15 protein-coding genes are annotated in these 19,630 nt (G+C 34.3%); 9 read left to right on the top strand and 6 right to left on the bottom strand.

The features are described from left to right. Nucleotides 1-13: 13 nt before the first annotated feature. Both AA089_RS04730 and AA089_RS04725 read right to left on the bottom strand, forming a co-directional pair. Entirely contained in the window at nt 14-709 is a 696-nt protein-coding gene (locus tag AA089_RS04730) for a hypothetical protein (protein ID WP_046755776.1), read from the bottom strand. Between the two features lie 37 nt (nt 710-746). After that, nucleotides 747-1,349, bottom strand: coding sequence for an RNA polymerase sigma factor (locus tag AA089_RS04725; RefSeq protein WP_046755775.1), 603 nt, complete (start codon nt 1,347-1,349; stop codon nt 747-749). Nucleotides 1,350-1,496: 147 nt separating this feature from the next. On the opposite strand from AA089_RS04725, the gene AA089_RS04720 reads away from it, so the two are divergent. The 8 genes from AA089_RS04720 to AA089_RS04685 all read left to right on the top strand — a co-directional run bounded on the left by AA089_RS04720 (nt 1,497) and on the right by AA089_RS04685 (nt 12,315). Next, nucleotides 1,497-3,149 (top strand): T9SS type A sorting domain-containing protein, encoded by a 1,653-nt coding sequence (locus tag AA089_RS04720; RefSeq protein ID WP_046755774.1) that lies wholly within the window; start codon nt 1,497-1,499, stop codon nt 3,147-3,149. Between the two features lie 119 nt (nt 3,150-3,268). After that, nucleotides 3,269-4,774, top strand: coding sequence for a T9SS type A sorting domain-containing protein (locus tag AA089_RS04715; RefSeq protein WP_046755773.1), 1,506 nt, complete (start codon nt 3,269-3,271; stop codon nt 4,772-4,774). Between the two features lie 47 nt (nt 4,775-4,821). Then, on the top strand, nt 4,822-7,698 hold the full coding sequence (locus tag AA089_RS04710) for a CHAT domain-containing protein (RefSeq protein WP_156168902.1): 2,877 nt from the start codon (nt 4,822-4,824) through the stop codon (nt 7,696-7,698). A 138-nt stretch (nt 7,699-7,836) separates the two neighbouring features. After that, nucleotides 7,837-8,268: a DUF6146 family protein gene (locus AA089_RS04705; protein WP_046755771.1), complete on the top strand. Its 432-nt coding sequence runs from the start codon at nt 7,837-7,839 to the stop codon at nt 8,266-8,268. A gap of 39 nt (nt 8,269-8,307) precedes the next feature. Beyond that, the gene (locus AA089_RS04700; RefSeq protein ID WP_046755770.1) at nt 8,308-8,835 is read left to right on the top strand and encodes a DUF6787 family protein; all 528 of its coding nucleotides are present in this window, start codon (nt 8,308-8,310) and stop codon (nt 8,833-8,835) included. A gap of 134 nt (nt 8,836-8,969) precedes the next feature. Next, nucleotides 8,970-9,302: a hypothetical protein gene (locus AA089_RS04695; RefSeq protein ID WP_046755769.1), complete on the top strand. Its 333-nt coding sequence runs from the start codon at nt 8,970-8,972 to the stop codon at nt 9,300-9,302. 40 nt (nt 9,303-9,342) lie between these two features. Further along, nucleotides 9,343-11,745, top strand: coding sequence for a TonB-dependent receptor (locus AA089_RS04690; RefSeq protein ID WP_046755768.1), 2,403 nt, complete (start codon nt 9,343-9,345; stop codon nt 11,743-11,745). 12 nt (nt 11,746-11,757) lie between these two features. Next, nucleotides 11,758-12,315: a hypothetical protein gene (locus AA089_RS04685; RefSeq protein WP_046755767.1), complete on the top strand. Its 558-nt coding sequence runs from the start codon at nt 11,758-11,760 to the stop codon at nt 12,313-12,315. Between the two features lie 81 nt (nt 12,316-12,396). Here the strand turns inward: AA089_RS04685 and AA089_RS04680 are convergent, their stop codons facing one another. The 4 genes from AA089_RS04680 to folE form a co-directional block, all read right to left on the bottom strand. Continuing rightward, nucleotides 12,397-12,723: a hypothetical protein gene (locus AA089_RS04680; protein ID WP_046755766.1), complete on the bottom strand. Its 327-nt coding sequence runs from the start codon at nt 12,721-12,723 to the stop codon at nt 12,397-12,399. A 60-nt stretch (nt 12,724-12,783) separates the two neighbouring features. Beyond that, nucleotides 12,784-14,874, bottom strand: coding sequence for a BNR-4 repeat-containing protein (locus AA089_RS04675; RefSeq protein ID WP_046755765.1), 2,091 nt, complete (start codon nt 14,872-14,874; stop codon nt 12,784-12,786). A 100-nt stretch (nt 14,875-14,974) separates the two neighbouring features. After that, nucleotides 14,975-16,291, bottom strand: coding sequence for a DUF885 domain-containing protein (locus AA089_RS04670; RefSeq protein WP_046755764.1), 1,317 nt, complete (start codon nt 16,289-16,291; stop codon nt 14,975-14,977). Nucleotides 16,292-16,301: 10 nt separating this feature from the next. Next, nucleotides 16,302-16,898, bottom strand: coding sequence for a GTP cyclohydrolase I FolE (gene folE / locus AA089_RS04665; RefSeq protein WP_046755763.1), 597 nt, complete (start codon nt 16,896-16,898; stop codon nt 16,302-16,304). A 216-nt stretch (nt 16,899-17,114) separates the two neighbouring features. Here folE and AA089_RS04660 point away from each other — a divergent pair, with 216 nt between their 5' ends. Continuing rightward, the gene (locus AA089_RS04660; protein WP_046755762.1) at nt 17,115-19,595 is read left to right on the top strand and encodes a DUF5916 domain-containing protein; all 2,481 of its coding nucleotides are present in this window, start codon (nt 17,115-17,117) and stop codon (nt 19,593-19,595) included. Nucleotides 19,596-19,630: the final 35 nt, after the last annotated feature.

Below are 19,630 nucleotides of genomic sequence, written 5' to 3'. Positions count from 1 at the left end.
ACTTCGGTTCGCTTTATTTTTGCAACTTTGTCAATAGTACTTCTGCCCTTTTATATTTGTACGCTTTGGCGCGAATGATTTCTTCTAAAATTTCTTTTGCTTCCGCTTTTCGATTTGCTTGTATATACGCTAAAGCCAATGCCCAATTTGCTTCTTCTTGAACAGTTTTTGCGTTCCTAGCTTTCACTAAAAAGTTGATTGCGACACTAGGTTCTGGAGGTGTTTTTTGCAAATAACAGATTGCCAAATTATAATACGAAGCGCCTTCTACCTTTTCTGCGGAAATTATTTTTTTCCAAATAATTATACTTTCATCATATTGCTGATTCTTATAAGCGTTTATTGCAGCTAATGTCTCTTTATGAACCGATTCATCTCCACGCGTTACAACAGCTTGATTGTCTATCGTAATCAAATTTTCAATTGACGCTTTGACAACCGAATCATAGCTTGGTGTTGTGTACAAAATAACACTGTACGTTACAATTCCTATAAAACCAACTAAAATTGCTGCAATTGCTAATTTTGAAAAGAGAACGTTTTTCTTTTTAGGAGTCGTTTCTCGCGTAACTCCAAACTCATTTTTTAGCCGAGCTGTTAATGCTTCCCGTTTCTCTCTATCAAACTTTGCTTGAATCAATTCTTCACTAATTGCTTCTAATTCATCTGTTGAGAGTGTTCCTTTTTCGGTATATTTTTTATAATCCATATACTTTCTTTATATCACATGCCTGCGATAATCATGGTTATCCTTTGTATTGTTTTAGAAAATAGGATCGCAATGTTTCTAAACATCGTTGTTTTTGTTTTCGCAATGCTGCATCCGATTTGCCGAGTTTTTTTGCCAATTCTTTTAAGGCGATTTTCTTATAATAAAAATTTTCCAACAACTTGCCACACTGATCGCCCAATTGTTTCCAAGCGATATCTAAATAATCTAGAATGTTGGCATCTATTGTTTCTTCAATTTCGCCTACATCTTCGTTTTCTGTAATGGCAACCGATTTATTATTTTTCTTCAACGTATTTGTTAAAAACTGTCCTGCCATTTGCGTAAACAAAAACCGCATGTTGTAATACGTAATTTTTCCTTCTAACAAACGTTTTCTAAACTTTAGCAAAGCATCCATTGTTGCATCATATGCCATCGATCGAGAGACTTTGTAACGATTCATGATGTATGAAATGGTCTCTTCAAACTGTGCTAAAAATATCTTTTCAAACAGTTCTTCATTTCCTGTCTTCATGTTTTGAAGCATTTCATTAAATGATGCTTCATTCAATCCAAAATTTTGCTGTACGTTGGTACGCGTAGCATCTGTAGTATTTAGAGTAGGCTTATACTTCATAATTGTACTACAAAATTACAGAAAAAAATGCTGCTTTACTCTTATAAACATAATTTATGAAAAATGTGACTAAAAAATAATGTCACGTTTGCGCTTTGAAAAGGTTATACAACAAATAGAAGTCAATAACCAATAAATTTTTAAACCATGAAAAAAATTAAAAAACTATTCTTAAGTATTATTTTTTTAGCATCATTTGGTGTTGCGAACGCTCAAGAAATCTGCTGCGATCCGAATAACAACTTAATTACCAATGGAAACTTTAACGCCGCTACCTGCGGAGGAAACAATGCGTTTAGTAACAATTGTGTACCTGGTTGGGCAAACGAAGGCGGAACGGCAAGTATCAGTAATTTTCCGTCCAATTCAAATGCTTGGATGTGGTCATACGGCGGCGGCGGCGAAGCTATTTCTGCACCAATGAACTTCCAACGAGGTGTTACCTACAACATTTGTTTCAGAATCAGAACGGACGATCGTAATTCTGGCGATCCTAATGTAGCCAATAATGCAATTGTAAATCTTATCGCTACAAATAATGCAGGTCCTGTAACGCCAAATCCTTCTGGAGATCCTATTTTTCAGAATACCATGGGAGCGTATCTAAATACATGGACAAACATTAATGTACAATTTACACCCGACAATAATTATAGTCGCTTATGGATTTTTCCGTATATGGCAAACCCAAGCAATGGTGTAAGTCAAGCGGAAATGAATATTGATGACGTTGTGATTTCGTTAGCGAATGTTACTCCAATTTTTACCATGAAAGATGAATATTGTGAAGATGACCCAATTCTACCAATAGCCGTTCCTAGTGGTTTGATGTCTTACCGATGGTTGATTCACGATGTAACTAATGGTGGAAATGTTCTGAAACATGCTACATTGGGAATTTCTGGAAACGTAAACCTTATTGATTTTAGAAGCCTTTGGAATGGGTTTCAGGCAGGTAGAACGTATACGGTAACTTTTGAATATTGGGATGCTTGCGGAATTAAACACATCATAAAAAGAAAATTCAATATTACAAAAAAAGAAGTACATACCTCGTGTGTTGATCTTGCTTGTGGCGAACCATTTGACCCAAATACTATCAGTTTTCCAGACACATGTGAAGGAGATATTGTAGGTATCGAAGATTTAGTGAGTCAGGTATCTTATCTACCTACGGCACCTATTTATTTTCAAGAAAATACTGTATTAAAAGTAATTTATGAATGCTGTGAATTATTTTTATGTGTAAATGTAACCAAAGAGGATGAAGTGATCATTAAAGAAGTTTGTCCTGAAGAAGAAGGTAGAATTGTTATGGAAGCTTGTGGTGGAACAGATGGCTATTATTCCTATATTATAAATGGTGTTGGAGAATCGTCAACACAATCATCTCAAGTGGTTGATTATGTGCCTGGCGGAGAATATTCGGTAACTTTTATTTCGGAAACAGGTTGCAGTTGTACTGTGATTTATAAAGTAGTTTGTGATGAATGGGCTCGAACAGAAAAAAAGGCTTCCGATCAACTGAATGGTACTTCTGAAAAGCCTTCTAATTTTGTAATTTATCCAAATCCATCTAATGGAAATTACAGTATTCAACCGAATTTTAAGACTGCTGTAAACGAAAAAGCTTATGAAATTACAATTACCAATATTGCTGGAAAGTCAATTTTTACCAAAGAAACTATTCCATTGAACAGATCATATCATTTAGATATTACTAACTATACTGCTGGAATTTACTTTTTAAAGATTACAGTTGGAAATACGACGGAAGTTAAAAAACTCATCAAAAATTAAGTGCTAACCAGTATAATATCACATGGTAACACGTGTGCTGTGTGATATTATTTTAAGTTTTTACTTATATTTAAAGTACAATATCCCCTATATTTCTATACTATAAAACAATAAAAGCAATGAAAACTACTAAATACCTTACATACGTCTTTTTACTGTGGATATGTTTCATTTTTACAACTCATGCGCAGTACAGTCCTACAATTAACATCAGTCAAGAAGCTAGTGGTCTCGTAGCGTACGATATCAATAATGCAGGTGATAACACCTTTGTGTTTACTTTGTTTGGCGACGGCACTTTTAGTTCGCAAAGTATGCCAACGCATATATTTCCGCCAAATCAATCTGGATACATATCAGAATCCTATTTTGTACGTGCGTACGATCCTAATTTACCACCCAAAAAAGTAGCTAATATTAGTCCTGTTGGCACAAACACTGGAACCCTCACAAACCCAACCATCAGTATGACTGGTGAGGTTGATTTAATGACGAGTTGGGCAACTGCTCAACATTATGAAAATTTTTATATCATCGCGTTTAGAAATACGAGTGCTGCAACCTATCCAGGTGGTTGTCTTGAATTTCATTACAACAACAATGAGATTTCTGTAAATCAATCTAACACTAAAATTTACAATAATTGGGTAAGCAATCAAAGTATTCCGTTGCCTTCAAGTACGCATACACATAAAATAACGTGGAATTTTTTCAACTTACTGCCTAATGAAGTAAGATATGTATACGTACCAGCAGAAACACTTGTGCCTGTAGGACAAACAATACATCTTGATGTACAATTAAAAACAGATTGCGCAAGTAGAGGAATAAACAGTCCACATAGTTTTCTTTCGCGAAAATATCCGCATGATCCAAATTTCAAAATTGCAAATAAGCAATGTGTAAAATCATCACTATCTGATCATCAAGAATTAATTTACACTATCGGTTTTTTTAATGATGGAGAATATTTTGCAAAAGATGTGTTTGTGAAAGATCATCTTCCTAGCGATTTGGATCCTAATAAAATTAGTTTGGTAGATTATGAAGTACAACCCAGTTGGTTTGAAGAAGATGACGTTTTAGATTTTGAGTTTTTAAACATTAATTTGCCTGGAACCAATCAAACTAGTCCAAAAGTATATTCGTATGATGAAGCTTTCACATATTTTTCATTTAAAATCTGTACGAAAGAAAATCTAAAAGGTTGTATTTCAAATGAAGCAAGTATTATATTTGATACACAGCCTGAATTTATAACAGATATTTCTGAAGTTTGTGCTTATGAAGATTGTACAGATTATGATCTTTGTAATGCAGATGCCAATAAAAGTAACATGGAAATACCCGTAAATAATATAAAACCTTTGGAATTTTCAGTCTTTCCAAATCCTGTGAAAAATCAATTGAATATCAAAGTGAATTTTAACACACAAAAAACTACTGAACTCAGCATTTCGTTACTCGATTTTTCTGGAAAAGTGATCAAGTCCTATACAATTCCAACACAAAACTCCTTAATTTTTACAAAAATAATTGACTTAAAAGATGTTTCAAGCGGTTTGTATTTCATAACTTTAAAAAATAATGAAGGACAATACACACGAAAAGTTATTAAAAATTGAGTATTAAACAATTATTATTTCTTACAAAAAAAACAATCGCCGTTTGTGTGATTGTTTTTTCTATTCAAATAACGGTATCACAAACCATAGCAAATGATACTATTTTAGGCAAAGAATTGCTACGCAAAGCGGAAAGTCTTTCACAAGTAAAAAATTATAAAGCTGCCAACCAAACGGCATTAGAAGCAGCTTCCCTTTTTCAGAAAATACAAAAATGGGATGCATGGTATAAAGCTTATTATGCCATTCTACTTAATGGATTCTATGCAGAAGATCATGAAACAAGCATTGAGCTGATTCAAAAAGGACTTTTGCAGCTTCCAGAAACAGAAGTTTTGACACAGGGAAAAATGTTTGCGCTGCTAGGATATTGCTACGATGCTGTAGGTGCTATTGCTGATGCATTGACATATTATGAAAAGAGTGTAGCTTGTTTTAAAACAACCAAAAATTTAGAACTACTCGATCGGATTCTTGGAAATATAAGCTTGATTTACACACAACAAGGTAAATATGAAAAAGCGCAGCACTATTCTAAAATTGCCATTACCTATGCGAAATCGGCTAAAAACACACTCGCAATTTGGAAGAATACAAAAGCGCTTGGCGATGCTTATTTTTATGATGGTAATTATGAAAAAGCGTTACAAACATTTAAAAAAGCACAAGCTATCAAAGACGATAAAGATGGTACATTTGAACTTATTGAAGCCAATATTTTATACGTATCGGAACAGTATAACGAAGCGCTAGTTGTTGTAAAAAAAGCAATTCGCTTGACAGAAAATTGCAAAAATGATGCTTCTAAAAATCAATATTTATGTCGTCGAAACTTTAACGAAGCTACTATTTCACTTGGCAACATTTATATAAAGTTACAACAACCCGAAAAAGCATTAGCGGAATTTCTGAAAAGTATCCCATTGGTAGCATCGCTGAAGAATTCCAGAGACATTGGGCAGTTGTATATTCTTATTGGAGATACCTATAAAATTACAAAACAGTATGACAAAGCTTTAGAAAACTATCAAAAAGCACTGCAAACTTTTATTCAGAGTTTTAAAGAGGTTGATCCTAGCAAAAATCCTCCAAAAGATTGGTGGACACTAGAAATTTGGTTACTCGATATTTTTAGAAATAAAGGAGATTGTTACATTGCCAAATACGAAACAACGAACAATAGAAACTGGCTCACAAAAGCGGTAGAAAATTATGAATTTGCAGTAGATGCAAGCGAAACAAAACGATTGAATTTTACAGAAGCTGCTACTAAGCTAAATTTAGGCGCGTATAGCAATGAATTTTACGAAAAATTGATCAAAGTAAATTTAGCTTTGTATGCACATACACAAGAAACGAACTATCAACAAGAAGCTTTCAAAATTTCACAACGCGCCAATGCTTTTGTACTGCGTGAATTATTAAATGAACAAGAAGCATTAAAAGTAGCAAACATTCCAAAAGATACTATTGCGTTATGGCAAGAAAGCCTAAAAAACATTGCGGTTCTTAGCAGAAAAATAGAAGATTCAATTGAAATCGATTCCACACGTGAATTGTGGATGAAAGCAAAAGAAGATTTCGAATATCTAAAAGCTATAATCTCCAAAAACTATCCAAAGTTCGACAAAATTAGAAACGATTTAGAAGGTGTTTCCGTTGCGGATATTCAACATCAGATTGATGCCAACACCATATGTATTAAGTACTTTTTAGGCGCTGAAACCTTGTATATCTTTTCAATTTCAAAACAATACTTTTTTGTGGATGAAATTCAATTGCCTGAACAGTTTCAAGAATCAATTGCACAATACAGAGAAGCGTTAAGCGATATTTCGTTTATCCAATCACAGTACAATGTTGCTGAAAAGCAATTCCTTGCCACAGCTTTTGACATTTATAAAACCATTTTGGAAAAACCCATACAACATCATCAAAATAATACGAATATTCAGCAACTGATTATTATTCCTGATGGTATTTTGCATGCAATTCCATTTCAGACGTTAATCACACAACAAACTGATTCGTGGACAAACATCGAACATTCCATTCTTAAAAAATACGCTGTCAGCTATCATTATTTTTGTAAAATGCTCTTGCAAGAACCCAAAACTAAAATACAAACAAATAACTTTACTGCTTTTGGTTTAGAATTGGATCAAGAAACCATTCAGCATTTACAAACCTATCTACAAGATAGTCTTCAAAATAGTACCCAAACGGAAAGTCTGCGAAATGGTATATTTTCAAAACTTGCATTCGCTGATGAGGAAGCTACACAACTCGCTGCGCTCATGCAAGGAACAGCTTGGATAAATACTGCCGCAACAAAAAAGAATTTTATCACACATGCGACCAATTCTAAAAGCATTCATTTGGCAACACATGCCTTGCTGAATACTAAAAATCCAAATGTATCTGCGTTAATTTTCACCAAAACAAACAATACAAATAGTCATTTATTACGTTTAGACGAAATATACAATCATAACTTCAATGCAGATATGATTACGCTTAGCGCATGCAATACTGGTTTTGGAAAATACCAAAAAGGAGAAGGTTTGCAGAGTTTGGCGCGTGCCTTTAATTTTTCAAACATTCCAAGTGTTACAGCGACTTTATGGAGTATTCCTGATGCTTCTTCGGCTCATATTATGACTTTATATTATAAAAATCTACAACAAGGATTCTCAAAAAGTGTTGCCTTACAACAAGCACAATTGGAATATTTAGAAAATGATGAAATCAGCAGTCCCGCTTCTCGCCTACCTTTTTATTGGGCAGCTTGGACACATATTGGGAACAATGATAGCATTACTTTCAAATCACAAAATAAGTATACAATTTACTACTTAATTGCTTTTGGATGCTTGCTCCTATTCGTTGGTTTATTATGGTTTAAAAAAACGCGGTCTTCATAAAGTTTTAGTGCATCTTCTTACTGCTCTCAAAAATCACAATCATTCAAACGTGTGCCTTGCGTATTCATAAGTGTTGTTCGCTTGTTTGTATAAAGTCGCTCTTAAAAAAATCGTACCTTTATACAAACTGAATTTTTTATGAAGAAAGTATTATTATTAATTGCTTGTGCAGGACTTGTCGTCTTTTCTTGCGCTACACCAGAAAAAGCAATCACGAAAAAAACAGACGACGTTACGCAGGCTTCTGACAGTATTCGTATCGCAGATGACGATGGTTATGAGATCATCATCTTCGAACCTGGATTTAATGCTTGGCTAGTTGGTAATGCACAACCGCGACAATATTATTCAAAACAATTTTTGCGCACGCGTAATATTTTGTTTGTAACCGAGTGGAACTTACGTGTCATTGATCCAAGTCGCTATGATGCAAATTTGTATCAACAGCAAATTGATTTCCGCCCAAGTGTTGATTATGGCTATGAAGTAAATTATTTATTGTATTATTATTTCATCTATTTTCAACGACAATACAAACAAAAGTTAGGCGTATTTCCTGCTCGTTTATAATGTAGAAGTTGTGTATATTTGCGAAAGTAAAATGTACACATGAAAGCATTCAAACAAAGATGGGATATTCAAAACAACTGGCAACTAACCTTTCCCATTTTAGGAATTCTAGGATTATTATACACAGCATACCTTTTTTCAAAAAAAATTATCCGCAGTTTTATTGACAGACAAGAGTACGAATGGCTCTATTATGTCTTGGTTGTACTATTGATTGTTATTTTTTATTACCTCATGTTGCGCTTTTTTCTTTGGTGTTTTAAAAAGCTTGAAAACAAATGGGTTACCAGATACCGCTGGGAAATGATTGCAATTTTTATTGTATTTGCCTTAACAGGATCAAGTTCGTTACGAATTGCAAAACCTATTTTAGAAGCAATTGGTTTTACAAGAGCGCTATTTTCAGATGGTTTTATAGGAGGATTCATATATTGGATTGTTAGAATCATCATTATCCTTCCACTCTATCAAGTGCTATTGCTCATCTTTGGCACACTCTTAGGACAGTTTAAATTTTTCTGGGAATTTGAAAAGAAAATGCTCAGACGCATGCGCATTATCAAATAAAAATCCGCTACAGATTCACTTCTTTTAAAATAGTATGTTAAATAATGTGAAAGTTATTTTTTTTACAAATAAGCATTTACTAAATTTGTTTGCAACATAAGTAACATAACATCTACTTATGCATTGACCAAATCATGAATACTGTAACCAAGATTAAAGAAATAAGTTTAGCCGCACTGTTGCTCATAACATTGGCGCTTCCTTCTTGTATACAGTTTTCTCATCAACTTGAAGAGGAACACGAGTATACGTTATGTCATGAACAGGCAGCACACATTCATGAAGTCAATTTACACTGTGACTTGTGTAGTTTTCATTTTTCAAGTTTTACTTATGAATTCACAAGTTACCCTGCATTAGACGTACCTCCAATTATTTCGAAAACTACTTTAGGTGTTGTTACACCTTTGTGTTATCACTCACCGCTTACGAGCAAAAAATTACGTGCACCACCGATATTTTCTTAATTAAAGTAAGATTTTTTTATTTTTAATTTTAAGAATATACATGCGTACATATATATTTATGTTTCTGCTATGTAGTGGTATGATTGCTCAAAACAATGAATGCAACTATACACTATCTGGTAAAATAATTGATTTACATGATAATTCTGTACTTCCAGGTGCAACATTAATCATTGCTGGATTTGAAAAAGTAGCGACGTCTGATTTAGAAGGAAACTACTCATTTTCAAACCTTTGCAAAGGAACATTTACGATTCAAATATCACATCCAAACTGTGAAACACAAGCGTTCAAAGTTCGAATTTCAGATAATGTAAAACGAAATTTTAAACTCGAACATCATTTAGAAGAACTGAATGCTATCACGTTAAGTGCAGAAATCTATGGCAATAAAACCAAGACGATTTTTGAACAAAAAATAACGGAAAAACAGTTAGATCGCTTTAGTAGTAGCTCTTTAGGAGACATTCTAAATACGATGAGTGGTGTTTCTTCATTAAACACAGGAAATGCTGTTGTAAAGCCAATAATAAATGGTGTACACAGTAGTCGTGTGGTTGTAATGAATAATGGTGTCCGAATGGAAGATCAGGAATGGGGAGCTGAACACGCTCCAAGCATCGATGTCAACACTATCGGAAACATAACACTGATCAAAGGTGCTGGCGCCTTAAAATACAGTGGAGATGCAGTTGGTGGAATCATCGTTACAGAAGCTGCCAAAATTCCTGTAAAAGATACTATTTATGGAAAAACGCATGTAACTGCTGCGACCAATGGTCGTGGTGGAAATTTGACTTCTACCCTTACCAAAAGCTATGCAAATGGTTGGTATGGTTCTATTCAAGGAAGTATGAAACGTTTTGGCGATTATGAAGCGCCAGATTATGTATTAAGCAATACAGGAATCTTTGAACGTAGTATTTCTGCCAGAATTGGAATCAATCATTATGATCACGGACTAGAAGCTTATTATTCTTACTTTAAAAATGAAATCGGCATTTTGCGTGCATCACACATTGGTGGTGCAAGCGATCAAGTGCGCGCTATTAACAGTGGTACTCCATTAATCATTAGAGATTTTACGTATGACATTGACGCTCCAAAACAGGATGTCACACACCATTTATTTAAAATACGTGGCTTTAAAAACTTTAAGAATATTGGTAAAGTAACACTTCAATATGATTTTCAACGAAACGAACGTCTCGAATTCGATGTTCGTAGAAGTAGTGATGATGACGATAGAGCATCATTAGATTTAGCATTAAACTCACAAACAATTCGTTTGGACTTAGATACAGACAATACCGAACTTTTTAACCTGAATACTGGAATTATGGGGCAATATCAAAAAAATGTTGCCAATCCAAATACAGGTGTACGAAGATTAATTCCGGATTATGAACGGTTTAATTTAGGAATTTACGGTGTTGCCGATTTTTCAATAACGGACAACTTTTTGGTCGAAGTTGGAGGTCGATTTGATTATTTTTATATAGACGCCCAAAAGTTTTATAGAAGTTCTTTCTGGGAAGATAGAAACTACGATGTATTATTTCCTGAGATCGTAGTGGAAGAGTTTGGTAATCAATTATTGACGAATCCGAAATTGGACTATTCAAACGTATCTGCAACGTTAGGTACACGCTATACATTTAATGACAACTATACGCTATTTACGAATTATTCTGTGGCATCTCGGGCTCCGAATCCATCAGAATTATTTAGTGAAGGATTGCATCATTCAGCTTCTCGTATCGAATTAGGAGACTTGAGTTTTAACTCAGAAATTGCACACAAAGTGTCGATTACCTTACAGAAACAAGGAACAACCTTTGGTTTTTCAGTGAATCCATATATCAGTTTTATTAATGATTTTATGATTATTGAACCAACAGAAATTCAACAAACTATTCGTGGAAATTTCCAAGTATGGGAATACAGACAAACCAATGCAACTCTTATGGGACTTGACATTGACGCGTCGGTAACCTTCACGAAAAATTTGAATTTTTCACATCAATTTTCATTGGTAAAAGGATATGATGAAACACTCGATTTACCATTAATTGATATGCCACCGGTAAATACAACAAATAGCTTGGTGTATCAAAATTCGGAATTAAAAAATCTTCGTATTGAGTTACAGAGCGAATATACATTTAGACAAAATGAATTCCCTGACAACAATTTTGAAGCTTTTATTCCAGAAACAAACACACTAGAGTTGGTAGATGTTAGTACGCCACCAGACGCGTACCATTTACTACACTTGCGTACAAATGCAGATTTTAACTTAGGAAAAAATTCTATGTTACATGTTGGTGTAGCTGTTACAAACCTTTTCGATACCAACTATCGAAATTACTTAAACCGTTTGCGTTATTATGCAGATGATTTGGGTAGAAACTTTTCAATTAATTTAAAAATAACATATTAAAAAAATTCAAAGATGAAAACATTCAAATTCTCAATTTTAACAATTTTAGCCATTACAAGCTTACTTTTTACAGCATGTTCTAGTGACGATGATGCACCTGCACCAGTAAATGAAGAAGAAGTAATTACTACAGTTACGGTTTCACTAACTAATGGAGGAAATACAATTACTCTAGTTTCTCGTGATTTAGATGGCGATGGTCCAAATGATCCTGTTTTTACAATATCTGGAAACTTAGCAGCTTCAACTACATATTTGGGAAGCGTTGTTTTATTAAACGAAACAGAAACGCCTGCTGAAAATATTACAACTGAAGTTACAGAAGAAGATTTAGAACACCAACTTTTTTACACTGTAGGAGGAAATTTAGATTTGACAACATCTAACTTCAATTTAGACTCAGCTGGTAATATTTTAGGAACTACATTTCAATTAACTACTGGTGCTGCAAGTACAGGTTCTTTTACAGTAACACTTCGTCATGAACCAACAAAACCAAACACAGGATTGGCAGATGCTGGCGGAGAAACAGACGTATCGGCTACCTTTACGAATGTAACAATACAGTAATTGATTACACATACAATACTATATAAAAAAATCCTTTAGCTATGTACTAAAGGATTTTTTTAGTTTAAAACTCATGAGTTTTTATTTTACCTCTGTAGCGTCAATTACAATTCCATCGTCATCATCGTTTTTCTCCTTTTGAATTACATATGTATACAACCACATGAGTGTAAATGTCGGTATGGCATCCGTAAACGGTAAAGCTTCTTCAACAAATGTAATTACGGCTCCGATTTTACCAGAATTTCCTTTGTACAATCGGGTCATAAGCCACGCGGAAAGCGGTGCCCAAATAACATCTGAAACCTCAGCAAAACCTGGAAGTATGTATGAAATGCATCCAATTAAATCAAAGATGATTCCTAGAAATAGTTTTAAAAATTTTTTGTCTTTCTTTTGTGTTGTCATGTATTGTGTAAGTTATGCTACGCTAAATAAAGCAATAAAAATGCCAAAATGATTTTAAATTCAGTGTTTAGCATTCAAAATTTGATAAATTTCTTTTCCAGCTAGTAAAATTGCTGCTTTGGTTTCTGTGTTTAAATTAATAATCGTGCTTTCTGGAAGTATTTCTTTTTGAATATCTTTCCATGCGCTTACAACAATTTCCGTATGTTTTTTATCAAGTAAACCATCATTTATTCCTGCTGCCAAACTGTAAATTAATAATACTTTTCCTGTTGTAAATCGCTTATGGAATGCTTCAGCGTTTAATTCTGCTAAGATTGTAGTACTGATTTTACTAAATTCGTTTTTTAACCGCTTACTATCAAGAATGTTTTCTTCAAAATTTCGAAGCAAATATATCATGGAAGCACATTGTAAATCTACTCGAAACTCACTTAATTCTTTAGAAGTTACCTTTTCTATTTTTTGAAGATATTCTCGGTTGTTTTTTGATGAATATGACCAAACTATATCAAGAGTATAGAAGTTTTCTTCATCTTCATCTTCATCTTCTTCCGTTTGATATTGTTTTATGTTTAACAATTCATTTTTGTAACGAGCTTCCTTACAAACTTTATAAAATGCTTCCAATCCTGCGCAAGCAATTCCGTAACGAAAACCATTCACGTCTAAAGAATGATCTGGATTTTCCAGCAGACGTTCTGCTACATTTCGTAATAGTTTTTCCAAATTTTGCTTGGTAACTGCAATTCGTAAAGCGGATTTCTGCAAATTCATCTTCACAGCCGTATGATAACGATTTTTAAACGGCAATGAAATTGTTTTTCCACGTGTATCATGCGCATAATAGATATACTTTGTATTTTGAAGCCATAAAACTTGCAACGGATTTCCTTGTTGAGCTCCACGAACGGCAACAGGTCGCACATTATTTTTTGTAGAATTTTTAGTAATTTCCTTCACGTTCCATGATTTCCCTTTGTTTTGACTTGTCCACTGCTCTATTTCAAAGATTCCATTGCGTTTTACAGAAAGATACACCGTATTTGGATTTTCATGATCTATGACAATTCCACCTGCGTAATGCGGTTCGGGTTCAGCAATATTAGGACGTGTTTCTGGAAACCAACCGTTCACTTCTGTCAAATCATAACTTTTCCATTCGTTTGTAGCAAATGTTGCATACGAATATACATGCTGATCTTTCTTGGGAAATTTTACATACGTTACGATCGGACTGCCATTTGCATCTTCGGCAATATCCCAATTCCATGATTTTACCGTGTCAGATTCAAAAATAACATCCAATTCTTCTTGCAAAATCGGTAATTGTGAAATGGTTTTAATTTTAGTTCCATTTGCTTTGTAAAAGGCGCCATTTTCATAATACATATAATACAAACCGTTCTTTTTTTCTTTGGTTGGATGTCCGTCTGTGAATGTAAAATGTATTTTAGAATTTCCATCAGAATACACTTTCGTATATGGCGATTTCAATGTTTCTGTTTCATCAGGAATAAATAGAATTGTACCTTTTGACCAAGTTTTTCCATTATCTGTAGAAACTGAATACGAAGGTTTTAAATCAATTCCGCGCCAAAAAATATAGAGTTTTCCGTTTTCTTTGGACAAGCGTACAGGATTTGTGTATGTATGTCTATTTATCGTTGAATTCCTATATTTCTCAGTATCATTCAAATACAATTCTTTAATTGGAGACCAATCACGAATATCTTCTGGATTTGTGGATGTTCGCATAAACAACGGACGATCGTCTTGTAAATGTGTGTTGAAAAATACGAGCAATCTTCCATCATCATCAAACAGAATGGAAGGATTATCGTGATCGTCAATTTCTAAATTGTCATAGATGACGGTTGACGCAACTTTTTTGGTATCATGATCGTAAAAACCAATATGAACGTCGCCATAATTGTCTATCCAACCTGCGTAGGTACGTTTGTATTTTCCTTCATAATACACAGCTCGCGGATCGGAAAACCAACTCCAAACACCATTACTTGTCATCGATTGATAATTTTCAGAAGAAACTGCTTCCGATATTTCAACTGTATGTGAAGCCTGATGCTGTGCAAAACCTTTCGCGCCAAGCAGAAAAAAGAATAGTAAGAAATGACGAAATGCTTGCATGCTATAAACTTAGTGAATATTTTAAAGAGTTATCCATTTGTTTGTTGTCAATTGGTAACTTTGAAACTACTAACCTACCAAAAGCAAAGCGACCCAAAAACTAATTTCCAAAAATCTCTTTATCCATCACCGAAAACGGCAACGCGCCATTTTGAAGAATTCGTGTGTGAAATGACAACCAAGGAAATGGTTTTTCTTTAGATAAAATAGCATCAATATCCGCTTTCCACTGTACTATTTTGTGTGCGCCATATTTATAGGTAATTACTTGCGCTGGCCAACGTTTCATGCGTGCAATTTCGCGTTGCGCGATCGCATCTTGTCCGTTGATATGTCGTTGCCAAAAGTGCAAGGCTTCATCATCACTCCAACCATAATAATTGATTCCAACGTCCATTGCCACTCGAACCGAACGAATAATATCCCATTCCCACTTTCCGAGTTCATCATAAGGTGTTTTGTACGCGCCAAAATCATTGCCAATTTCTTCCACATATGCTGCCCAACCTTCTCGATACCCGTTGTATGAAAATAATTGCTTGATTTTTGACTTCTCCAGTGTTTCTTCAAATTTTATTTGATAATGATGTCCAGGAATCGCTTCGTGCAAGTAAATCCACGCCACTTGTCGCTTGTTGAATGGTTTGTCAAAATAATTGTAATAAAATGTATTTCGAGTTTCCGCATAATACGCAGGAACTTGCGCATAAGCTTTATTTTTTCCTTGTGTAATGTGTACATCTGGCAGTTCGTTTACTTTTGGAAACGCATGAATCAATTTAGGCAATAGTTCTTTTTTATACGTTTCAAAACTGTCCTGAATCGTAGCAACATCCGTATAAAAAAAGCTTGATGCGTTGATCAGTTTTTGATATGAAATACTATCCAAACCTGAACTTTCTTGCAATGTTTTCATGGCTTTTTTAGCACGATGGATTTCCGACAATCCAAATTGAAATAATTCATCTGGAGTTACGGAAGCATCAACCCATTTTTTTAAAAAGTACACATACCATTCTTTTCCCATAGGAACGTATTGCAAACCTTCTGGAGAAATTCGTTTGGGTTTTACAGTTAACCATTCTTTTTCAAGGGAAATGCGCTCTAAATGCAAATTGATTTCATATAAAACCAGCGCATAATCCAATTGTTGTGCTTTTGTCAGCGCAGTCCGATCAAAAGTTTCCAACGCTTTTTTATACTTTACAAATACTTTTTCTTGCTTGATAATGTTTCGTTCACTTTGAATAAGCTCTAGATTGTCTCGGTAAGAAATTTGTAATTCATTAATATGCAAACGCTTAAAGTCTTTCACAAAAGCAGTTTCAAAAGCAGACCAATCAGCAAAGGTTTCTTGTCCGAATACAGCTGTATTCCACAAAAGAAGAAGTAATAGTATGTATTTAGATACTTTCAAACAGTATTTTTTAAGATAAACTTGAACTAATCAATTTTAAGAATTCTGTTCGTGTTTCAATGTTTTCAAATGCTCCTCGGAAGCCTGAAGTTGTCGTTACAGAATTTTGTTTTTGTACGCCACGCATCATCATACACATATGTGAAGCTTCAATAACAACGGCAACACCTTTTGGTTTTAGTGTATTGTTTATACATTCCAAAATATCATGTGTCAAGCGTTCTTGCACTTGTAATCTTCTCGCAAAAACATCCACAATTCGTGGCAATTTGCTCAATCCAACAATATGTCCATTCGGAATGTACGCAATATGTGCTTTTCCAAAAAACGGAAGTATATGATGTTCGCACAGTGAATACAATTCAATATCTTTTACAATCACCATTTCGTTATAATCTTCGGCAAACATGGCGCCTTTTAAAATTTCAGCGGCATCCATATCGTATCCTTGTGTCAAAAACTGCATTGCTTTAGCCGCACGTTCCGGCGTTTTCACTAAACCTTCACGCTCCGTATCTTCTCCAAGTTCCTCAATAATAGTCTTATAACGATCTTTTACTTCGTTGGTTACTTCTATATTATATTCCTCAAGTTTTTTATAAGCCATGGTATATTATTTTCATTATCAAAGTTGATAAAGATACTCAAAAAAAGTTCATATAAACTTCCCGAAAATGCGGTATTTGTTAAAAAACTCGTATAAGATTTAACTTTTTTTTAGGAGAAAAAAGGCAGTTATACAACTAGTTTTGCAATGTCTTATTGCAACGCATCAAATTTCCCTTGCTATTTTAGGACATCACCAATCAAAAAACTGTAAACAATGAGCCGCTATTTAGTATGCGTACTGCTTCTTTTATTTTCCCTCAATTCTGTTGCTCAAGATAGTATTCCAAAAAAAACATATGAAATTAAACGAACTATCAGTCCTCCAAAGATTGACGGCGTTTTGGATGATGATGTATGGAAAGATGCGGCAATTGCAACTAATTTTATCCAATTTCAACCCGATATTGGAAATTCGTTGCCTGAGCATCAGCGAACAGAAGTAAAAATGACCTATGATGATGAAGCCATTTATATTGCGGCCTATTTGCATGACAAACCTGAAAATATCATGCGTCAATTTACAACTCGTGATAATTTTGGGATTAATGATTTTTTCATCATTGCAATCAACCCGAATAATGATGGACAAAATGATACGTATTTTGTTGTGTTTCCCAATGGAAATCAAGCAGATGCGATCGCAAATCCTTCTGTTGGAGAAGATTATAGCTGGAATTCCGTATGGCAAAATGCTGCCAAAGTCGTGGATGATGGCTGGATTGTAGAAGTGAAAATTCCATACCGAACGCTTCGTTTTACCAATCAAGAAGATCCAACTTGGGGAATTCAATTTCACAGACAATTTAGAAAAACTAGAAAACAATATACGTGGAATGCATTTGATCCGACAAAAGGTTACATTGGCTTGTATGCTGGTGAACTCAAAGGATTACGCGATATTCAGCCACCAACACGGCTCATTTTTTATCCATTTACATCTACGGTAATTCGTTCTAGTGATGGACAAACTACCGATGAATATAATTTTGGAATGGATGTAAAGTATGGAATTACCGAAAATTTTACCCTAGATGCTACATTGGTTCCCGATTTCAGTCAAGCTGGATTTGACAACCTTCAACTGAATCTAGGACCATTTGAACAAACATTTTCCGAACAACGGCAATTTTTCACGGAAGGTGTCGATTTGTTTAATAAGGGAAACTTGTTTTTCTCACGACGTATCGGAAATGCACCATCAAAAAGTCCAGAAGTTGCTGATAATGAAGAAGTGGTTGACTTGCCCAATGAAGTACAACTCATCAATGCTGTAAAAGTATCAGGAAGAACTAAAGAAGGTTTGGGAATCGGCTTTTTTAATGCCATTACTGAAAAAACAAAAGCTACGATACAAAATAGTGACACAGGCGAATTTCGTCAAGAAGTTGTAGAACCGTTGACCAATTACAACATTATGGTTGTAGATCAACAGTTTAACAAAAACTCTTCTATAAGTCTTATCAATACGAATGTTACCCGAAATGGAAGTGGTTTTAGAGACGCCAATGTAACAGCAATTGTGGCAGATATCGTTAATAAAAAGAACACCATAAATGTTGATGCAAGTTTGCGAATGAGCAACAGAAATTTGGAAACAGGAACCGAAACAGGATTCAACTCATTTTTTGCCATTCGTAAAATTAGCGGACAATTCCGTTATAGTTTTGATCATCGTTTTTCGAATACAAAATATGACATCAATGATTTGGGACTGAACTTTCGAAATAACTTCAACAATTTCGGACTTGACGCTTCGTACCAAATATTTGAACCAACAGAGAAATTAAACAATTTTAGAATCAATTCTTGGGTCAATTATCGTCGTTTGTACAATCCGAATGCATATACAGGCGCTAATTTTGGCGTTAATATATTTGCGGTTGCTAAAAAATCATTAATGGCTTTTGGCGCGGATGCAAGTTTTGCACCTGGAAAACAATTTGATTATTTTGAACCACGTGATTTTGACAACAGACGTTTCTTTATTACTGAAAACCGATTTAATGTAGGCGGATTTATCTCAACAGATTACAATAAAACCTTTGCGCTTGATGTACGTTTAGGATTCAATACTTTATTTGAAGAAAATCAAGGATTTACCAGATATCGCATAAATGTTGAGCCACGTGTTCGTGTGAATGATAAGTGCATTTTGGTGTATCAAACTTCTTTAAATGTAGAAAACAATCGTAGAGGTTATGCCAATGATTCCAATGGTGTAGAAAATGAAATCATTTTTGGGCAACGCGATCAAATTGTATTAGTCAATAGTCTTTCTGGAAATTATAGTTTCAATTCGTTTCACGCTTTAAATTTGACATTCAGAAATTACTGGTCAACAGTTGATTATGATGACACACCATATTTTTTGAGACAAAATGGTCGTTTGGTACAATCGCAAAGTACGTTTGAAAGTTTAGGTTTAGGCAATTCAAACATTAACTTTAGTACTTGGAATATTGATTTGAACTATACATGGCAATTTGCGCCAGGTAGTTTTTTAACAGCTTTGTATAGAAATCAGATCTTTAATCAAACAGACGCTTCAAAAGATACTTATTTTGAGAGTTTGAATCAACTTTTTGATGAATCAATTGAGCATACTTTGTCTGTTCGTTTGGTATATTTTATCGATTATAATAATGTGAAAAATATATTCAGAAGCAAAAAAAGAAGAGGGAAAATCGATTCTTAATTGTGCATCACAACTGAATGTAGTACCTTGGTTTT

This window comes from Kordia jejudonensis (assembly GCF_001005315.1).
Lineage (GTDB): Bacteria > Bacteroidota > Bacteroidia > Flavobacteriales > Flavobacteriaceae > Kordia > Kordia jejudonensis.
This window is presented reverse-complemented; position numbering and strand designations above follow the sequence as displayed.